Origin of the sequence: Kosakonia sp. SOY2, from assembly GCF_027109175.1 — a bacterium.
Lineage (GTDB): Bacteria > Pseudomonadota > Gammaproteobacteria > Enterobacterales > Enterobacteriaceae > Kosakonia.
This window is the reverse complement of record NZ_JAPVXH010000001.1, coordinates 1,382,722-1,401,007: the sequence shown is the minus strand read 5'-3', so window position 1 is coordinate 1,401,007 and position 18,286 is coordinate 1,382,722. Positions and strand designations below refer to the sequence as shown.

Genomic DNA, 18,286 nt, shown 5'->3' with positions numbered 1-18,286 from the left:
TCTTCTTTCCTTAATAAGCGCGCAGCGTGCGGAAAACCGAGGCCAGTTTGCTGGCATCTTTGATACCCGGTTCCGACTCCACGCCTGAATTAAAATCGAGTCCGGCACAGCCGGTTTTGGCCGCCTGCACGCAATTATCTGCGCTCAGGCCACCAGCAAGAATCACGTTATCCAGCGGTTCGCCTGCCAGCAGCGACCAGTCGAAACGTTTACCGCTGCCACCCTGGCCGTTATCAAACACATATTTATCGACCTGCCGGAAGCGCCGCGCGGGCAGGCTGTCGCCAACGCTGAGTGCTTTCCAGATTTGCGTCTTTGTCGGCAGACGCTCGCGCAGCGTATCGATATAGGCCTGGTCTTCATCACCGTGCAGTTGGACAGCTACCAGATTGAGCGCGTTAACTTTAGCCACCACGTCTTCGGGCGCGGCATTACGGAACACACCAACATATTGCAGCGGCGCGGCCTGCATCACCGTTTGTGCCTGCACTTCCGTTACGGCGCGCGGGGAGCTGGCCACGAAGATCAAACCACCGTAGATGGCACCGGCCTGATGAGCCGCCTGCGCGTCCTGCGGGCGGGTCAGCCCGCACACTTTGTTTTCACCCAGCAAAACGCGTTTTACCGCCGCATCGAGATCGTCATGGGACATCAGCGCGGAGCCAATCAGGAAACCATTGGCAAAATGGCTGAGCTCACGCACCTGAGCATAAGTATTGATGCCAGATTCGCTGATGACCGTCACACCTGTGCCAAGGCGCGGAGCAAGCTCACGGGTGCGGTTCAAATCGATGGACAGGTCGCGCAGGTCGCGGTTGTTGATGCCGACGACTTTCGCTTCCAGCGCGATAGCGCGTTGCAGCTCTTCTTCATTACTGACTTCCGTCAGCACGCCCATATTCAGACTGTGCGCGACGGCGGCAAGCTGGCGGTACTGCTCATCGTCGAGTACCGAAAGCATCAGCAGGCACGCATCTGCCTGGTAGTAACGCGCCAGGTAAATCTGATAAGCGTCGATAATAAAGTCTTTGCACAGGATTGGCTGCGGCGCGATGCCGCTGACAATCGGCAGAAAATCAAAACTGCCCTGGAAATATTTCTCATCCGTCAGCACGGAAATTGCCGACGCATGATGTTTGTAGATAGACGCAATGCGCGCCGGGTCAAAATCATTGCGGATCACGCCTTTGGAGGGCGAGGCTTTTTTGCACTCCAGGATAAACGCTGTCCGCGTACCTTGCAGGGCATCGTAGAAGCGACGTGTGCTTGGCACGACATCGTTCTGAAAACTGGCCAGCGGTTGTTGCTCCTTGCGCGCCGCTACCCATACGGCTTTATCGGCGACGATTTTCGCTAAAACGGTCTGCATTTTTTACCCTCTTGCCGCAAGTGCGGTGACTTTGTCGTAGGCTGCTCCGCTGTGCAGCACATCCAGAACTTTCTGCGCGTTGGCCTGTAAATCCTCTTCGCCGTGCAGACGCATCAGCATGGCGACATTGGCGGCGACGGCGGCTTCATGCGCGGCCTCACCTTTACCCTGGAGTAAGCGTGTCAGAATGTCACGGTTTTCTTCCGGTGTCCCGCCAGCCAGCGCCTCCTGATGGTACGGCGTCAGGCCAAAGTCGGCAGCGGTGAGTTGGTAACTTTTGATTTCGCCATCGTGCAGTTCGGCAACCAGTGTAGGCGCATGCAGTGACACTTCGTCCATGCCGCCGCTATGTACGACTGCCGCACGCTGATAACCGAGGACGCGCAGGGTTTCGGCAATCGGCAGCACCAGCTCCGGGCTATAGACGCCAATCAGCGCCAGCGGGGGGTGCGCCGGATTAATCAACGGGCCGAGCACGTTGAACAGCGTGCGGGTTTTCAACTGCTGACGGACCGGCATTGCGTGGCGAAAACCGGTGTGATACTTCGGCGCAAACAGGAAACAGACACCCAGCTCATCGAGCGCGGTACGCGATTTATCTGCGTTCATATCCAGATTGATACCAAATGCCGCCAGTAAATCCGATGAGCCGGAACGGCTCGACACGCTGCGATTGCCGTGTTTGGCAACTTTCAGTCCGCACGCAGCAGCGACAAATGCACTGGCGGTGGAAATATTAATGCTGTTGCTGCCGTCGCCACCGGTGCCGACGATATCGGCAAAAGCATAGTCCGGGCGCGGGAACGGCGCGGCATTTTCCAGCAGTGCGGTGGCCGCTCCGGCAATTTCGTTGGGATGCTCACCGCGAATTTTCATACTGACCAGCGCGGCCGCCAGTTGTTCCGGCTTCAGCTCGCCGCGTACCACCGCAGAGAAAAGCTGGTGGCTCTCCTGCTGGCTGAGTGTTTGCGCCTGATACAGTTTTTCCAGAATCGGTTGCAGCGTATTCGTCTGCTCCAGTTTTTGCAGCGCCCAGGCCAGCGTTTGTTCCAGCAGACGTGCGCCTTGCGTGGTCAAAATCGACTCCGGGTGGAACTGGAAACCGCAAACGCGATCGGCGTCGTGACGCACCGCCATCACCATGCCGTTAAAATGGGCATTGATGGTTAATCCTGCCGGGATGTTGCTGCCCACCAGTGAGTGGTAACGCGCAACGGGAAGCGGGTTGCTTAACCCCGCGAACATCGCCTGGCCATCGTGTTCGATACTTGAGGCTTTGCCGTGCAGGATTTCACCAGCCTGGCCGACGTAGCCGCCATAGGCTTCAACAATCGCCTGGTGACCGAGGCAGATACCGATAATCGGTAACTTGCCGCGCAACCGCGTAAGCAGCTCCGGCATGCAGCCAGCTTCAGACGGTGCGCCTGGACCTGGAGAAAGCATCAGCACCGGGTTTTGCATTGTCTGAAGGCGGTCGATCAAGGTCTGCGCCGGAACATGGTTACGGTAAATCACCACGTTGTGTCCGCTCGCACGCAGCTGATCCGCCAGGTTGTAAGTAAAGGAATCGATGTTATCAAGCAGCAGAATGTCAGCCATCAGAAAGTCTCCTGAGCGTGGTGTGCGGTAGCGATAGCGCGCAGAACCGCGCGAGCTTTATTACGGGTTTCATCGGCTTCAGATTGCGGAACGGAATCCAGCACGACACCCGCGCCTGCCTGTACCGTTGCCACACCGTCCTCCACCCACGCAGAACGAATCACGATGCAGGTATCCAGATCGCCATGGGCGGTGAAATAACCCACCGCGCCGCCGTAACTACCGCGACGTGTGCCTTCCGCTTTAGCAATTAACTGCATTGCGCGCACTTTTGGCGCACCGCTCAAGGTGCCCATGTTCATGCAGGCGCGGTAGGCGTGCAGAACATCCAGATCCTGACGCAGCTCACCCACCACGCGTGAAACCAGGTGCATCACGTAGGAGTAGCGATCGACTTTGGTTAAATCAGCGACATAGCGGCTACCCGGTGTGCAGATGCGCGCCAGATCATTACGCGCCAGATCCACCAGCATTAAGTGTTCTGACAGCTCTTTGTGATCGGTACGCATCTCCAGTTCAATACGGCTGTCGAGATCGCGATCCAGTGAACCATCCGGACGGCGTCCACGCGGGCGGGTACCGGCGATAGGGTAGATCTCAATCTGGCGGTTGCTGGCGTCGTATTTCAGCGAGCTTTCCGGTGAGGCACCGAACAGGGTGAAATCGTTATCCTGCATAAAGAACATGTACGGGCTGGGGTTGCTCTTTTTTAACACTTCGTAAGCCGCCAGCGGTGAAGGGCAAGGCAGGGTGAAGCGACGAGACGGTACTACCTGAAAAATCTCGCCCGCGCGAATCGCTTTTTGCATTTCGCGAACCACTGCGCCGTACTCTTCATCACTCTGGTTGCAGTCGCAGCGCATATGTTCAACTTTCTCCACCGGCAACGCACCGGCCGGGTGATCCAGCTGCTGGCGCAGGGTGTCGATTCGCTGGAGCAGGCGGTCTTTTTCCTCTGCTGAAGGCGTAAACAGGCTTGCCTGGATACGGGTTTGCTGTTTCTGGTGGTCGATCACCAGTAAGGTTTCGGCGAGGTAAAAGCAGTAGTCCGGGCAACGGCGATCGTGCGTAAGCTGCGGTAAATCTTCAAAACCGGCTACCAGGTCATACGCGAACAAGCCGCCGAAGAACATGGCTTCGCGTTCATCGCAAGGGACATCGACCAGGTTTTGTAATAAGCGAAAAGCATCAAACACAGAGAGCGAACAGAGGCGGGCGTCTTCATCCAGCAGGCTGCTGACCGGCGGGAATCGCAGCTCGCGCCCATCGGGCAGCAGGGTGTTTTCAACACCGGCGGGAAGGGCGTTATCCAGCAGCGCCAGGAGTGCTGCTCCATTTTCAGTTAATGCTGTAATGGTGACAGTGTCACCAAGCGCGGTGATACGCAACGCGCTATCAACCAACAGCAGGCTTTTTAAGTCACTTTTACTATCAATATCCGCTGATTCCAGCAACAGGGTTGCCGGTCGGGCAGCGCATAATTGATGGAACAATGCCGTCGGGTTACTGCGGTAGCTGGCGTTGCTGGTCAGAAGTTCGAGTGCTGGTTTTTGCGTTTGCATAGTCGCTCTCATTATTTATTTTGTTCAAAAAAAAGCCCGCTGGGTGAGCGGGCCTGGTATCGGTATGCTGAATGCGCACGTGATCTCACAGCCCTTGTCAGGGAGTGCGCCACCAGCGAGTAACAGAGAAATGTGCATTCATGTTTGCGATACCTTGTTGTGTGAACTTGCGTACTAGTTAACTGGTTCAGGAAAAGAAAGTCAACCTCGAATTCAGAAAATATTCTCTGGACTGTATGATAGGCGACAAACCGACGTCCAGATGAATTAGCGGAGCCGCTTTGAGCGACACGAATTACGCCATTATTTACGATCTTCACAGCCATACGACGGCCTCTGACGGTCTGCTTTCCCCGGAACAACTGGTGCATCGCGCGGTAGAAATGCGCGTTGGCACGCTGGCGATAACCGACCACGATACCACCGATGCCATTCCTGCAGCCCGTGCGGAAATTGTCCGTGCCGGGCTGGATTTGCAGCTTATCAGCGGTGTGGAGATCTCCACCGTCTGGGAAAACCACGAAATACATATTGTTGGTCTGAATATTGATATTGACCACCCGACGCTGCGTACTTTTTTGCAGGCGCAATCTGAATGCCGGGTCCAGAGGGCGAAACTGATTGCTGAGCGTTTAGAAAAAGCGCACATTCCCGGTGCCTGGGAAGGCGCGCAACGGCTGGCGCAGGGGGCGAATGTAACGCGCGGACACTTTGCCCGTTTCCTGGTGGAACAGGGCAAAGCGAGCAATATTGCCGATGTGTTTAAAAAGTATCTGGCACGGGGCAAAACGGGATACGTTCCTCCCCAGTGGTGTACAATAGAACAAGCTATTGATGTGATTCATCATTCTGGCGGAACGGCGGTAATGGCCCACCCTGGTCGCTATAACCTTTCTGCTAAATGGCTGAAAAGGCTGCTGGCGTATTTTGCACAGTGCGGCGGTGAGGCGATGGAAGTCGCCCAATGCCAGCAGGCTCCCAACGAGCGAACGCAGCTCGCCGCGTATGCCTGTCAGTTTGGTTTACTGGCGTCGCAAGGTTCTGATTTCCATCAGCCTTGCCCATGGATTGAACTGGGGCGCAAACTCTGGCTTCCGGCCGGTGTTGAGGGCGTATGGCTGAAATGGGAGCAGCCGCAACAGAACAGAGAGAGGGAAGTATGAGTCAATTTTTTTATATTCATCCGGAAAACCCCCAGCCGCGGTTGATTAACCAGGCGGTAGAAATTGTGCGTAAAGGCGGCGTCATCGTGTACCCCACCGATTCCGGTTATGCGTTGGGCTGTAAAATTGAAGACAAAGGGGCGATGGAGCGTATTTGCCGCATTCGTCACCTGCCGGATGGCCACAACTTTACGCTGATGTGCCGCGATTTATCGGAGCTGTCGACGTATGCCTTTGTCGATAACGTGGCTTTTCGTCTGATTAAAAATAATACGCCCGGCAATTACACGTTTATCCTGAAAGGGACAAAAGAGGTGCCGCGCCGTTTATTGCAGGAAAAACGCAAAACGATTGGTCTGCGCGTACCGTCGAACCCGATTGCGCTGGCGCTGCTGGAAACGCTCAACGAACCGATGCTCTCCACCTCGTTAATGCTGCCGGGCAGTGATTTTACCGAATCCGATCCGGATGAAATTAAAGATCGGCTGGAAAAAGTGGTGGATTTAATCATCCACGGTGGCTATCTCGGCCAACAACCGACGACGGTGGTCGATTTAACCGAATCGACACCCGAGGTTATTCGCGAAGGGGTTGGCGACGTTAAGCCTTTCTTATAGTGGCGCAAGCCGCTATACTACGCGGCCATTTCAGCAGCGGCTTCGCCGACCTGATGACCCTATTCGACGCCTGTGAAGGCGACACCTGAAGGAAGCTCTATGAGCGAGAAACTACAGAAAGTGCTGGCGCGAGCTGGCCACGGTTCCCGCCGTGAAATCGAATCTATTATTGAGGCTGGCCGCGTAAGCGTGGACGGCAAAATCGCCACACTGGGCGATCGCGTGGAAGTAACGCCTGCGCTGAAAATCCGTATCGATGGCCACCTCATTTCGGTGAAAGAGTCCGTGGAGCAGATCTGCCGCGTGCTGGCGTACTACAAACCGGAAGGTGAACTCTGTACGCGTAACGATCCGGAAGGACGCCCGACAGTTTTTGATCGTCTACCGAAACTGCGCGGCGCGCGCTGGATCGCGGTAGGTCGCCTCGACGTTAATACCTGCGGTCTGTTGCTGTTTACCACCGATGGTGAACTGGCGAATCGACTGATGCACCCGAGCCGTGAAGTTGAGCGTGAATACGCGGTACGTGTTTTTGGCGAAGTTGATGACGCGAAGTTGCGCGATCTGTCGCGCGGTGTGCAGCTGGAAGATGGCCCGGCGGCGTTTAAAACCATCAAGTTCAGCGGTGGCGAAGGCATTAACCAGTGGTATAACGTCACCCTGACCGAAGGGCGCAACCGTGAAGTGCGTCGTCTGTGGGAAGCGGTTGGCGTACAGGTTAGCCGCCTGATCCGCGTACGTTACGGTGATATTCCGCTGCCAAAAGGATTGCCTCGCGGCGGCTGGACGGAACTCGATCTGGCGCAAACTAACTACCTGCGTGAGCTGGTGGGGCTGGATGCGGAAACGCAATCCAAAGTGGCCGTGGAGAAAGATCGCCGTCGCATGAAAGCGAACCAGATCCGCCGCGCGGTGAAACGTCACAGCCAACCGGCTGGCAAGTCCGGTGGTGGTCGTCGTCCCGGCAGTTCGCGTAATAAAAACGACTGATCTTAATAAAGAATAAGAGAAAGGGGCGAAAGCCCCTTTTTTGTTGCTCACCAAAGAACCACGTCAGTGGATGTGGAACTGATTTGGTTCAGCCCGATCGCTTGCGTGAAATCTCACGCGCTGTTTGTAGCTGCTTGCTAAGGTCTGCGGCCCGGTCTCCAGGGGCAAAAAAGCGCTGCCTGCAATGACGGCAGCCTTACGTTGCGTCAGTAATCGATACCTTGTTGCGCTTTCACGCCTGCTTCAAAAGCGTGTTTCACCGGTCGTAATTCGCTGACGGTATCCGCCAGGTCAAGAATATCGCGGTGGCAGCCGCGTCCGGTGATAATCACCGTCTGGTTTGCCGGGCGTTTGCGTAACGCGTCAAGTACCGTTTCCAGTGGCAGGTAATCATAGGCCACCATATAGGTCAGTTCATCCAGCAGCACCATATCCAGCGCGGGATCGGCCAGCATTCGTTCGGCATGTTGCCAGACCGCCAGACAGGCTGCGGTGTCGCTTTCGCGGTTTTGCGTATCCCAGGTAAAACCGGTTGCCATCACCTGGAATTCCACGCCCAGCGGTTCCAGCAGGTTGCGTTCGCCATTCGGCCACGTCCCTTTGATAAACTGAATGGCACCCACTTTTTTACCATGGCCGACTGCGCGTGTTGCCGTACCGAATGCGGCGGTGGTTTTCCCTTTACCGTTTCCGGTAAAAACAATAATGATCCCGCGTTCATCCTGTGCGGCAGCGACGCGCGCATCGACACGCTCTTTTACGCGCTGCTGGCGTTGCTGATATCGTTCTTCGCTCATTGTGAAATTCCTGGTTTGCGACCCGGTTGGGCATCAAAACTCATACCGGTTTTACGGCGGCTGTCATCGCCCATCAGCCACAGATAAAGCGGCATAATATCGGCGGGGGTTTTCAGTTTGTCTGGATCTTCGGTCGGAAAGGCGCTGGCACGCATTTTGGTGCGCGTACCGCCTGGGTTAATACAGTTGACCCGCACCCGGTTTTGATACTCTTCGGCCAGCACCTGCATCATCCCTTCGGTGGCAAACTTCGACACAGCATAAGCGCCCCAGTTAGCACGTCCCTGGCGGCCAACGCTCGAGGAGGTGAAAACCAGAGAGCCGCAGTCCGATTTAAGTAATAAAGGAAGAAGCGCCTGGGTGAGATAAAAGGTGGCGTTCACGTTGACCTGCATCACCTCGTTCCAGACTGCCGGAACCTGCTCGATCATTGGCGATACATCCCCGAGTAAACCGGCATTGTGCAATACACCATCCAGACGCGGCACGGTGGCCGCAATGGTATCAGCCAGTTGCTGGCACATTTCCGGGGTGCAGCTTGCCATATCGAGGGTAAACCACTGCGCTTGCTGGCCTTCTTGTTCAATATCGCGCGCAACCTGCTGTAATTTTGCGTCGTCTCGGCCCAGCAGAATGAGGCGCGCGCCGTAGCGGGCGTAGGTCAGCGCCGCTTCTTTGCCGATGCCGTCGCTGGCACCGGTCACCAGAATGATGCGATCGTTTAACAAATCGCGTTGTGGCTGATAATGCACACTCTCTCCTCAGGCCGGAGCCTGTTATCGCCTTCACATGTTGGCTTTATGCCTTAAACAGAGGGCTATTTCAATCAGCCTGCGGGAAGGTTGCGCAACCTTTACGAAAAAATTCAGCAACATGGCACATTGTACCAATGGCTTACGCGAGACGTGCCAGCATCGCTCATGTACACTGGTGCGATTGTCGAGTGGTGTAATCGAGGTGGTATGCATGGAATTACTGTCTGAGTATGGCCTGTTTCTGGCCAAAATCGCGACTGTCGTCGTGGCGATTGCTGTTGTGGCCGTGCTGATTGTTAATTTGACACAGCGCAAACGCCAGCGGGGAGAACTGAAAATCACCCGTTTGAGTGAGCAATATAAAGAGATGCAGGAGGAGATGTCGGTCTCCTTGCTGGATGATCACCAACAGAAACGTTGGCACAAAGCGCAGAAGAAAAAACTGAAGCTGGAAGCGAAAGCGGCAAAAGCGAAGGCGAAGGCCGGCGAACAGCAAGACAAAGGCGCGCCGCGTGCCTATGTGCTCGATTTCAAAGGCAGTATGGACGCCGGCGAAGTCAACGCATTGCGTGAAGAGATTACGGCAGTGCTGGCGGTGGCAACGCCGCAGGATCAAGTCGTTGTGCGCCTGGAAAGCCCGGGGGGCGTGGTGCATGGCTACGGTCTTGCCGCTTCCCAGTTACAACGTTTGCGCGACAAGCATATCCCGTTGACCATCGCCGTCGACAAAGTGGCTGCCAGTGGCGGCTATATGATGGCCTGCGTGGCCGATAAAATTGTTGCGGCACCGTTCGCGATCATCGGGTCTATCGGCGTGGTAGCGCAGATCCCCAACTTTAACCGCTTCCTCAAAGGCAAAGAGATCGACATTGAGCTGCACACGGCGGGTCAGTTCAAACGTACGCTGACACTGCTTGGTGAAAACACGGAAGAAGGGCGGCAGAAATTTCGCGAGAGCCTGAACGAAACTCACGATCTGTTTAAAGGTTTTGTTCACCAGATGCGGCCAGAACTGGACATTGAAAGCGTGGCGACGGGTGAGCACTGGTACGGCTCCCAGGCGCTTGATAAAGGACTGATCGACGCCATTGGCACCAGCGATGATCTGCTGCTGGGGCTTATCGAAGATCACGAAGTGATTGGTGTGCGCTATCAGCAGCGTAAAAAGCTGATGGAGCGTTTTACGGGCAGTGCGATGGAGAGCATCGATCATTTGCTGATGCGCTGGTGGCAGCGCGGGCAAAAACCGATGATGTAAAAACGCGAGGCTTCGGCCTCGCGTTTTCTTTTAGTCAATCAGATGATATTTTTCAGAAAGCTCATGCGCTAAGTATTTGAACATGTTGAATACCGCTGTACTTTTCGCCGTCGGTAAGCCTTGCTCATCAAGAAAATACTCGCCGCTGAAAACCAGTACGCCGTTACGCTGGCTGACGCCGGTCGCGACGATACCGGATAGCGTGTCATCATGCTCACTGATCATTTTATTAGCCAGTTCAAGCAGAGACTGGCGATTGATTGGCTGAGATGTCTCTTGCATTTTTCTACTCCTCAAAAAATTTCGTCAGTTTACCGCTGGCCCGGTTCCCGGGCAAATTTTCCCTGTTTTTGCAAGGGCTTTGCCTGGGCGTTGTGCTGGCGTGATCCGCTTTTGCATGCTAATAAAGTTGCGTAACAAATTTTATCAGGTACAGTGTGACGCTTTCGTCAATCTGGCAACAGATTTGCTTGACATTCGACCGTTATATCGTTGTGCTACTCCGCCCTTGCGCGAAAAAGCCTGTAAACTCAGTCACCTGAACGCTCCGTTTTACGCGCTTTGTTAAAAAAAGGGTTGATATCCATTGACGCCGCCGCAATATTGAATGCTCGTCGCCGGTGGGTCTGAAGCGACATGCGACGAATTTCTGGAAGAATTTAATTAGGTAAAGGTGAATATGGGTAAAGCTCTCGTTATCGTTGAGTCCCCGGCAAAAGCCAAAACGATCAATAAATATCTGGGTAATGACTATGTGGTTAAATCCAGCGTTGGTCATATCCGTGATTTGCCGACCAGTGGCTCAGCACCCAAAAAGAGCGCAGACTCAGCCTCCGCCAAAACGGCTAAGAAGCCTAAAAAGGATGAACGCGGCGCTCTTGTCAATCGCATGGGGATCGACCCATGGCACAACTGGGATGCACATTATGAAGTGCTGCCCGGTAAAGAGAAGGTGGTTTCCGAGCTGAAATCGCTGGCGGAAAAAGCCGACCACATCTATCTCGCAACCGACCTTGACCGCGAAGGGGAAGCCATTGCGTGGCACCTGCGGGAAGTGATCGGTGGCGACGAGAAACGCTACAGCCGTGTCGTGTTTAACGAAATTACCAAGAATGCGATTCGTCAGGCCTTCGAAACGCCGGGCGAACTGAATATTGACCGTGTGAATGCTCAACAGGCGCGCCGTTTTATGGACCGCGTGGTGGGCTACATGGTGTCTCCACTGTTGTGGAAGAAAATTGCCCGCGGCCTCTCCGCCGGTCGCGTACAGTCGGTCGCCGTGAGATTGGTTGTTGAGCGCGAACGCGAAATTAAAGCGTTTGTGCCGGAAGAGTTCTGGGAGATCGACGCTGCTACAGCGACGCCTGGTGGCGATACGCTGCCGCTGCAGGTGACTCATGAAGGGGATAAAGCCTTCCGTCCGGTTAATCGCGAGCAAACCATGGCGGCGGTCAGCCTGCTGGAAAAAGCGCGTTATACGGTGCTGGAGCGGGAAGATAAGCCGACGAGCAGCAAACCGGGTGCACCATTTATTACCTCTACGCTGCAACAGGCCGCCAGTACGCGGCTGGGTTTTGGCGTGAAGAAAACCATGATGATGGCGCAGCGCCTGTATGAAGCCGGCTACATCACTTATATGCGTACCGACTCGACAAACCTGAGCCAGGACGCCGTGTCGATGGTGCGCAGCTACATTGCTGATAACTTCGGTAAAAAATACCTGCCGGAAAACGCTAATCAGTACGCCAGCAAAGAGAACTCTCAGGAGGCGCACGAAGCTATTCGTCCTTCCGATGTTGCGGTGTTAGCTGAATCGTTAAAAGACATGGAAGCCGACGCGCAGAAGCTTTATCAGCTGATCTGGCGCCAGTTTGTCGCCTGTCAGATGACGCCTGCTCAGTATGATTCCACCACGCTGACGGTGGGCGCAGGCGATTTCCGTCTTAAAGCTCGTGGTCGTATCCTGCGTTTCGATGGCTGGACAAAAGTGATGCCCGCGCTGCGCAAAGGTGATGAGGATCGTACGTTGCCTGCGGTGAATAAAGGCGATGTTCTTTCGCTTGTAGAGTTAACGCCGGCACAGCACTTTACCAAGCCACCTGCGCGTTTTAGCGAAGCTTCGCTGGTAAAAGAGCTGGAAAAACGCGGCATCGGCCGCCCGTCTACCTATGCGTCGATCATCTCGACCATTCAGGACAGGGGGTATGTGCGTGTTGAAAGCCGCCGTTTTTATGCGGAAAAAATGGGCGAAATTGTTACCGATCGTCTGGAAGAGAATTTCCGCGAGCTGATGAACTACGATTTTACCGCACAGATGGAAGACAGCCTCGACCGCGTGGCGAACCACGAAGCGGAATGGCGCAAGGTGCTGGATAGCTTCTTTGGCGATTTCTCTCGCCAGCTGGAGCAAGCTGAACAGGATCCTGAAGCGGGCGGTATGCGTCCGAATCAGATGGTACTGACCAGCATCGACTGCCCGACATGTGGGCGTAAAATGGGCATTCGTACCGCCAGTACCGGGGTTTTCCTTGGCTGTTCCGGCTATGCGTTACCGCCGAAAGAGCGCTGCAAAACCACCATTAACCTGGTGCCGGAAAACGAAGTGCTCAATGTGCTGGAAGGCGAAGACGCGGAAACCAACGCGCTGCGCGCCAAACGTCGTTGCCAGAAATGTGGTACGGCGATGGACAGTTACCTGATTGATCCGAAGCGTAAACTGCATGTCTGTGGGAATAACCCAACCTGCGATGGCTACGAGATCGAAGAGGGTGAATTCCGCATCAAAGGGTATGACGGCCCAATCGTTGAGTGTGAAAAATGCGGTTCTGAAATGCACCTGAAAATGGGGCGTTTTGGTAAGTACATGGCTTGCACCAACGACGAGTGTAAAAACACGCGTAAGATCCTGCGTAACGGTGAAGTTGCACCGCCGAAGGAGGATCCGGTACCGTTGCCGGAGCTACCGTGTGAAAAATCGGATGCCTATTTTGTTCTGCGTGATGGCGCAGCCGGGGTGTTCCTCGCGGCGAATACCTTCCCGAAATCTCGCGAAACACGTGCACCGCTGGTAGAAGAACTGTACCGCTTCCGTGACCGTCTGCCGGAAAAACTGCGCTATCTTGCGGACGCCCCGCAGGAAGATCCGCAGGGCAATAAAACCATTGTGCGTTTTAGCCGCAAGACCAGGCAGCAATATGTGGCTTCGGAAAAAGACGGGAAAGCGACCGGGTGGTCAGCGTTTTATATCGATAATAAATGGACTGAAGCTAAAAAGTAGTTTTTTCAGCCATATACTTTCAGGGGCCGGTTTTCCGGCCCTTTTTATTTGCGCGTTATTATTCTTTGTTCGCTGCTATACACGGAAGCTATAAATGATATAGTTGTTATAGCTAACCGCTTTTTTATTATCAAATCGTATTAAGCGATAACCCCGTTTGCGTACTTCGGATGGTCTGTTATGAAACTACAGCAGCTTCGTTATATCGTCGAGGTGGTGAATCACAACCTCAACGTCTCTTCCACGGCGGAAGGGCTCTATACCTCTCAGCCTGGCATCAGTAAACAAGTCCGCATGCTGGAAGATGAGCTCGGTATACAAATCTTCGCCCGCAGTGGCAAACATCTCACTCAGGTGACGCCCGCCGGGCAGGAAATCATCCGCATTGCGCGTGAAGTATTGTCCAAAGTTGACGCAATTAAATCGGTGGCGGGGGAACACACCTGGCCGGATAAGGGCTCGCTGTATGTAGCTACCACGCATACCCAGGCGCGGTATGCGCTGCCGAATGTGATTAAAGGGTTTATCGAACGCTATCCGCGCGTTTCATTGCACATGCACCAGGGATCGCCGACGCAGATTGCAGAAGCGGTTTCTAAAGGCAATGCTGATTTCGCCATCGCCACTGAAGCGCTGCATCTTTACGATGATCTGGTGATGTTACCGTGCTACCACTGGAATCGCTCGATCGTGGTGACACCCGATCATCCGCTGGCGTCTAAGCAGTCCGTCAGTATTGACGAGCTGGCGCAATACCCGCTGGTGACTTACACCTTTGGCTTCACCGGACGTTCAGAGCTCGACACGGCGTTTAATCGAGCAGGGTTGACGCCACGAATTGTTTTCACCGCGACAGATGCAGACGTTATCAAAACGTATGTCAGACTCGGGCTGGGAGTAGGGGTTATTGCCAGCATGGCGGTGGATCCGATCTCCGATCCGGACCTTGTTAAACTGGATGCTCACGAAATCTTCAGCCACAGCACCACAAAAATAGGTTTCCGTCGCAGCACTTTCCTGCGCAGCTATATGTATGATTTTATTCAGCGCTTCGCGCCACATTTAACGCGCGATGTGGTCGATGCAGCCGTGGCGTTGCGTTCTAATGAAGATATAGAAGCGATGTTTAAAGATATTAAGTTGCCGCAGAAATAATGCCGTAGGGTATCTTATCGTCCGAAAAGATACCCATAATGTCTCCTAAAGCCAAATTAGAATTATCTTCATCTTTGATACAATCACCTTCCCGGGTGATTGCCTTCACAATTTTAAACCCGACACTGTCACTATTTAGCGACAAAAATAGAAACTAAATTGCCGCTCTGCAAATTTATTACTTCAATAATTTATTTCGGGTCAAAAGATTAAATATTTCTTTGGAATTGGTGAGTAAATTCACTGGATTTTCGGCTAAAGTTCTTTTAGGATTTGTCTCATCTCATGATTAATTACACCGATTGTTGGTACCCAAAATGATAAGTGATGTCGATTGTACGAGGTTAGCAATGCCATCAGGAAGTGAAGAGCCGCAAAGGGACCCTGAGCTTAAGCGTAAAGCCTGGCTGGCGGTATTTCTTGGCTCTGCCGTGTTTTGGGCAGTCGTCGCGTTATTGATCTGGAAATTCTGGGGTTAAAATGGCTATAGCGGGTCGGTTCGAACCGGTTAAGCAAGTATGTCAACTGCATGACACACCAGCTAAAGCGAAAAAGAAACCTGTGACCTCTATTCCGGCTTCCTGGAAGCTGACGCCGCAGCAACAAGCTTTTATTGATGCCTTCTCTGAAGACGACATCAAAAAACAATAAAAATATCATCAGAATAAACGTGGGAAATTATCCCGGCTATTCATTGATGCGTTCTTTTGTACTCTTTAATTAATACACAGCATAAATGAATTGAGTAATGACTCAGTTTTAATGAATAGATTTTCTGGTAATAAATTTATGAGTAATGATTGCGGAATGAAATACTGGTCGTGGTTAGCCGCTTTTTCTGTTTCCATTCTTTTCTGGGGACAGATTGTCTGGGCTGTCCTTCGCTAATGAATTGAAAAACCTCGCATCAGCGAGGTTTTTTTATTTCCCTTCTCCTGAAAGATTTTCCCTTTTGTAGCAATTTTGGTTGTTATCAAAACGTTACGATATGTTTGTGTTATCTTTAATACAGACCCTGAAGAGCATCAGGGTAAGCAATCCCTGTCATTAAGGAGGAGCACATGTCGTCAACCCTACGCGAAGCCAGTAAGGACACGTTGCAGGCAGAGAACAAAACTTATCACTACTACAGCTTGCCGCTGGCCGCTAAACAACTTGGGGATATCGCGCGGTTACCCAAGTCGCTAAAAGTTTTACTCGAAAATCTCCTGCGCTGGCAGGACGAAGAATCTGTCACTGAAGAAGATATCCGTGCTCTGGCCGGTTGGCTCGACAGTGCGCACGCCGATCGCGAAATCGCTTATCGCCCTGCAAGGGTTCTGATGCAGGACTTTACCGGTGTTCCCGCCGTCGTTGACTTAGCGGCGATGCGTGAAGCGGTGAAACGTCTTGGGGGCGATACCGCTAAAGTGAACCCGCTATCCCCGGTCGATCTGGTGATTGACCACTCTGTGACCGTTGATCACTTCGGTGATGATGACGCCTTCGAAGAGAACGTCCGTCTTGAAATGGAACGTAACCATGAGCGTTATGCTTTTCTGCGCTGGGGCCAGCAGGCGTTTAGCCGTTTCAGCGTGGTGCCGCCGGGAACAGGAATATGCCACCAGGTAAATCTCGAATACCTCGGCAAAGCGGTCTGGAGCGAATTGCAGGGCAAAGAGTGGGTTGCCTATCCTGACACGCTTGTCGGCACCGACTCTCATACCACCATGATTAATGGCCTCGGTGTATTGGGCTGGGGCGTGGGCGGGATTGAAGCCGAAGCGGCGATGCTCGGGCAGCCGGTCTCTATGCTGATCCCTGATGTTGTCGGTTTTAAACTGAGCGGTAAATTGCAAGAAGGGATCACGGCAACCGATCTGGTGCTGACGGTCACGCAAATGCTGCGCAAACACGGCGTTGTCGGTAAATTTGTTGAGTTTTACGGCGATGGCCTTGATTCGCTGCCGCTTGCCGACCGTGCCACTATTGCCAATATGGCCCCGGAATATGGCGCAACCTGCGGCTTTTTCCCTATCGATGGCGTGACGCTTGATTATATGCGCCTGAGTGGTCGTAGCGAAGAGCAAGTCGCGTTGGTGGAGGCTTATGCGAAAGCTCAAGGTATGTGGCGTAACCCGGGCGATGAACCCGTCTTTACCAGCACGCTTGAACTGAACATGCACGACGTTGAAGCGAGCCTCGCCGGGCCAAAACGCCCTCAGGATCGTGTCGCGCTGAGCGATGTGCCTAAAGCCTTTGCAGCCAGCTCAGAACTTGAACTGAACACGGCGCAGAAAGATCGCAAACCGGTCGAGTACGTGCTGAACGGGCAGAAATATGAATTGCCGGACGGTGCGGTAGTGATTTCTGCGATCACTTCTTGTACCAACACCTCAAACCCCAGTGTGTTGATGGCCGCCGGGCTGCTGGCCAAAAAAGCGGTCACCGCCGGGCTCAAACGACAGCCATGGGTGAAAGCATCGCTGGCGCCTGGTTCGAAAGTGGTTTCTGACTATCTGGCGCAGGCGCGATTAACGCCTTATCTGGATGAACTGGGTTTTAACCTTGTCGGTTACGGTTGTACTACCTGTATCGGTAACTCTGGACCGTTACCTGAGCCTATTGAACAGGCGATCCGTGAAGGCGATCTTACCGTTGGTGCGGTGCTTTCAGGCAACCGCAATTTCGAAGGACGTATTCACCCCCTGGTAAAAACGAACTGGCTTGCTTCACCGCCGCTGGTGGTGGCTTATGCGCTGGCGGGCAATATGAATATCAACCTCGCCACCGACCCGCTCGGTCATGATCGGAAGGGCGATCCGGTCTATTTGAAAGATATCTGGCCAACAAGTAGTGAGATCGCCCGTGCGGTTGAGCAAGTCTCAACTGAAATGTTCCGCAAGGAGTATGCCGAGGTGTTTGAAGGCACGCCGGAGTGGAAGGCGATTGAGGTTGAGCACTCCGATACGTATAGCTGGCAGAATGACTCGACTTACATCCGGTTATCGCCATTCTTTGAAGATATGCAGGCGCAGCCAAAACCGGTGGAAGATATTCATGGGGCGCGGATCCTGGCGATGCTCGGTGATTCGGTCACGACCGACCATATTTCGCCAGCAGGCAGTATCAAAGCGGACAGTCCGGCGGGCCGCTATCTTCAAAGCCATGGCGTCGAGCGCCGGGATTTTAACTCCTATGGTTCGCGACGTGGCAATCATGAAGTAATGATGCGCGGGACATTCGCCAATATCCGTATTCGCAACGAAATGGTGCCGGGCGTTGAAGGCGGCATGACGCGTCATCTGCCGGGCAGTGAAGTGGTCTCTATTTATGATGCCGCGGTACGCTACCAGCAAGAGGGTACGCCGCTGGCGGTGATTGCCGGCAAAGAGTATGGTTCAGGCTCCAGCCGAGACTGGGCGGCAAAAGGGCCGCGCTTGTTGGGAGTTCGGGTGGTAATTGCTGAATCTTTCGAGCGTATTCACCGTTCCAACCTGATTGGTATGGGGATCCTGCCGCTTGAGTTCCCACAAGGCGTGACGCGAAAAACGCTGGCTTTGACGGGGGAGGAAAAGCTGGACGTTGTCGATCTGCAAAATATCACGCCCGGTGGAACCTTATCCGTGACATTAACCCGCGCCGATGGCAAGCAGGAGACGCTGGCGTGCCGCTGTCGCATTGATACCTCAACGGAGCTGACCTATTACCGCAACGATGGCATTCTGCATTACGTGATCCGTAATATGTTGAACTAAAAACAAA

16 protein-coding genes and 1 other annotated feature are annotated in these 18,286 nt (G+C 53.7%); of the genes, 10 read left to right on the top strand and 6 right to left on the bottom strand.

The window, feature by feature from the left end; all coding sequences use genetic code 11:
• Positions 1-10: 10 nt before the first annotated feature.
• From trpCF to O3S68_RS06565, 3 genes are read right to left on the bottom strand one after another with little or no spacing between them, the layout of a single operon-like run.
• A complete protein-coding gene (trpCF, locus tag O3S68_RS06575) occupies positions 11-1,369 on the bottom strand; it encodes a bifunctional indole-3-glycerol-phosphate synthase TrpC/phosphoribosylanthranilate isomerase TrpF (RefSeq protein ID WP_016495859.1) in 1,359 nt (452 codons plus the stop codon).
• Between the two features lie 3 nt (positions 1,370-1,372).
• Positions 1,373-2,968: a bifunctional anthranilate synthase glutamate amidotransferase component TrpG/anthranilate phosphoribosyltransferase TrpD gene (trpD, locus tag O3S68_RS06570; RefSeq protein ID WP_045508045.1), complete on the bottom strand. Its 1,596-nt coding sequence runs from the start codon at positions 2,966-2,968 to the stop codon at positions 1,373-1,375.
• Positions 2,968-4,530 (bottom strand): anthranilate synthase component 1, encoded by a 1,563-nt coding sequence (locus tag O3S68_RS06565; RefSeq protein WP_045508047.1) that lies wholly within the window; start codon positions 4,528-4,530, stop codon positions 2,968-2,970. The genes trpD and O3S68_RS06565 overlap by 1 nt, the downstream gene beginning before the upstream one ends.
• A gap of 26 nt (positions 4,531-4,556) precedes the next feature.
• Positions 4,557-4,651 (bottom strand) — a sequence feature (Trp leader region).
• 160 nt (positions 4,652-4,811) lie between these two features.
• Here O3S68_RS06565 and rnm point away from each other — a divergent pair.
• From rnm to rluB, 3 genes are all read left to right on the top strand, one after another.
• The gene (rnm, locus tag O3S68_RS06560; RefSeq protein WP_045508050.1) at positions 4,812-5,693 is read left to right on the top strand and encodes an RNase RNM; all 882 of its coding nucleotides are present in this window, start codon (positions 4,812-4,814) and stop codon (positions 5,691-5,693) included.
• On the top strand, positions 5,690-6,310 hold the full coding sequence (locus tag O3S68_RS06555) for an L-threonylcarbamoyladenylate synthase (protein ID WP_016495863.1): 621 nt from the start codon (positions 5,690-5,692) through the stop codon (positions 6,308-6,310). The genes rnm and O3S68_RS06555 overlap by 4 nt, the downstream gene beginning before the upstream one ends.
• Positions 6,311-6,409: 99 nt before the next feature.
• Positions 6,410-7,300, top strand: coding sequence for a 23S rRNA pseudouridine(2605) synthase RluB (gene rluB / locus O3S68_RS06550; protein ID WP_016495864.1), 891 nt, complete (start codon positions 6,410-6,412; stop codon positions 7,298-7,300).
• 206 nt (positions 7,301-7,506) lie between these two features.
• Here the strand turns inward: rluB and cobO are convergent, their stop codons facing one another.
• Entirely contained in the window at positions 7,507-8,097 is a 591-nt protein-coding gene (cobO, locus tag O3S68_RS06545; protein WP_016495866.1) for a cob(I)yrinic acid a,c-diamide adenosyltransferase, read from the bottom strand.
• The gene (locus O3S68_RS06540) at positions 8,094-8,849 is read right to left on the bottom strand and encodes a YciK family oxidoreductase (RefSeq protein WP_269231087.1); all 756 of its coding nucleotides are present in this window, start codon (positions 8,847-8,849) and stop codon (positions 8,094-8,096) included. The genes cobO and O3S68_RS06540 overlap by 4 nt, the downstream gene beginning before the upstream one ends.
• 214 nt (positions 8,850-9,063) lie before the next feature.
• Here O3S68_RS06540 and sohB point away from each other — a divergent pair, with 214 nt between their 5' ends.
• Positions 9,064-10,110, top strand: coding sequence for a protease SohB (gene sohB / locus O3S68_RS06535; protein ID WP_016495868.1), 1,047 nt, complete (start codon positions 9,064-9,066; stop codon positions 10,108-10,110).
• A 30-nt stretch (positions 10,111-10,140) separates the two neighbouring features.
• Here sohB and O3S68_RS06530 read toward each other — a convergent pair whose 3' ends face one another.
• On the bottom strand, positions 10,141-10,392 hold the full coding sequence (locus tag O3S68_RS06530) for a YciN family protein (RefSeq protein WP_016495869.1): 252 nt from the start codon (positions 10,390-10,392) through the stop codon (positions 10,141-10,143).
• A gap of 397 nt (positions 10,393-10,789) precedes the next feature.
• Here O3S68_RS06530 and topA point away from each other — a divergent pair, with 397 nt between their 5' ends.
• The 6 genes from topA (at position 10,790) to acnA (ending at position 18,279) form a co-directional block, all read left to right on the top strand.
• Entirely contained in the window at positions 10,790-13,387 is a 2,598-nt protein-coding gene (gene topA / locus O3S68_RS06525) for a type I DNA topoisomerase (RefSeq protein ID WP_016495870.1), read from the top strand.
• Positions 13,388-13,567: 180 nt separating this feature from the next.
• Entirely contained in the window at positions 13,568-14,542 is a 975-nt protein-coding gene (gene cysB, locus O3S68_RS06520) for an HTH-type transcriptional regulator CysB (protein WP_016495871.1), read from the top strand.
• Between the two features lie 317 nt (positions 14,543-14,859).
• Complete coding sequence (locus O3S68_RS06515) at positions 14,860-15,021, top strand: YmiA family putative membrane protein (protein WP_082071763.1); 162 nt, start codon at positions 14,860-14,862, stop codon at positions 15,019-15,021.
• A 1-nt stretch (position 15,022) separates the two neighbouring features.
• Entirely contained in the window at positions 15,023-15,193 is a 171-nt protein-coding gene (locus O3S68_RS06510; RefSeq protein WP_016495872.1) for a hypothetical protein, read from the top strand.
• A 138-nt stretch (positions 15,194-15,331) separates the two neighbouring features.
• On the top strand, positions 15,332-15,430 hold the full coding sequence (gene ymiC, locus O3S68_RS06505) for a small membrane protein YmiC (protein WP_269231086.1): 99 nt from the start codon (positions 15,332-15,334) through the stop codon (positions 15,428-15,430).
• A gap of 173 nt (positions 15,431-15,603) precedes the next feature.
• Complete coding sequence (gene acnA, locus O3S68_RS06500; RefSeq protein ID WP_045508060.1) at positions 15,604-18,279, top strand: aconitate hydratase AcnA; 2,676 nt, start codon at positions 15,604-15,606, stop codon at positions 18,277-18,279.
• Positions 18,280-18,286: the final 7 nt, after the last annotated feature.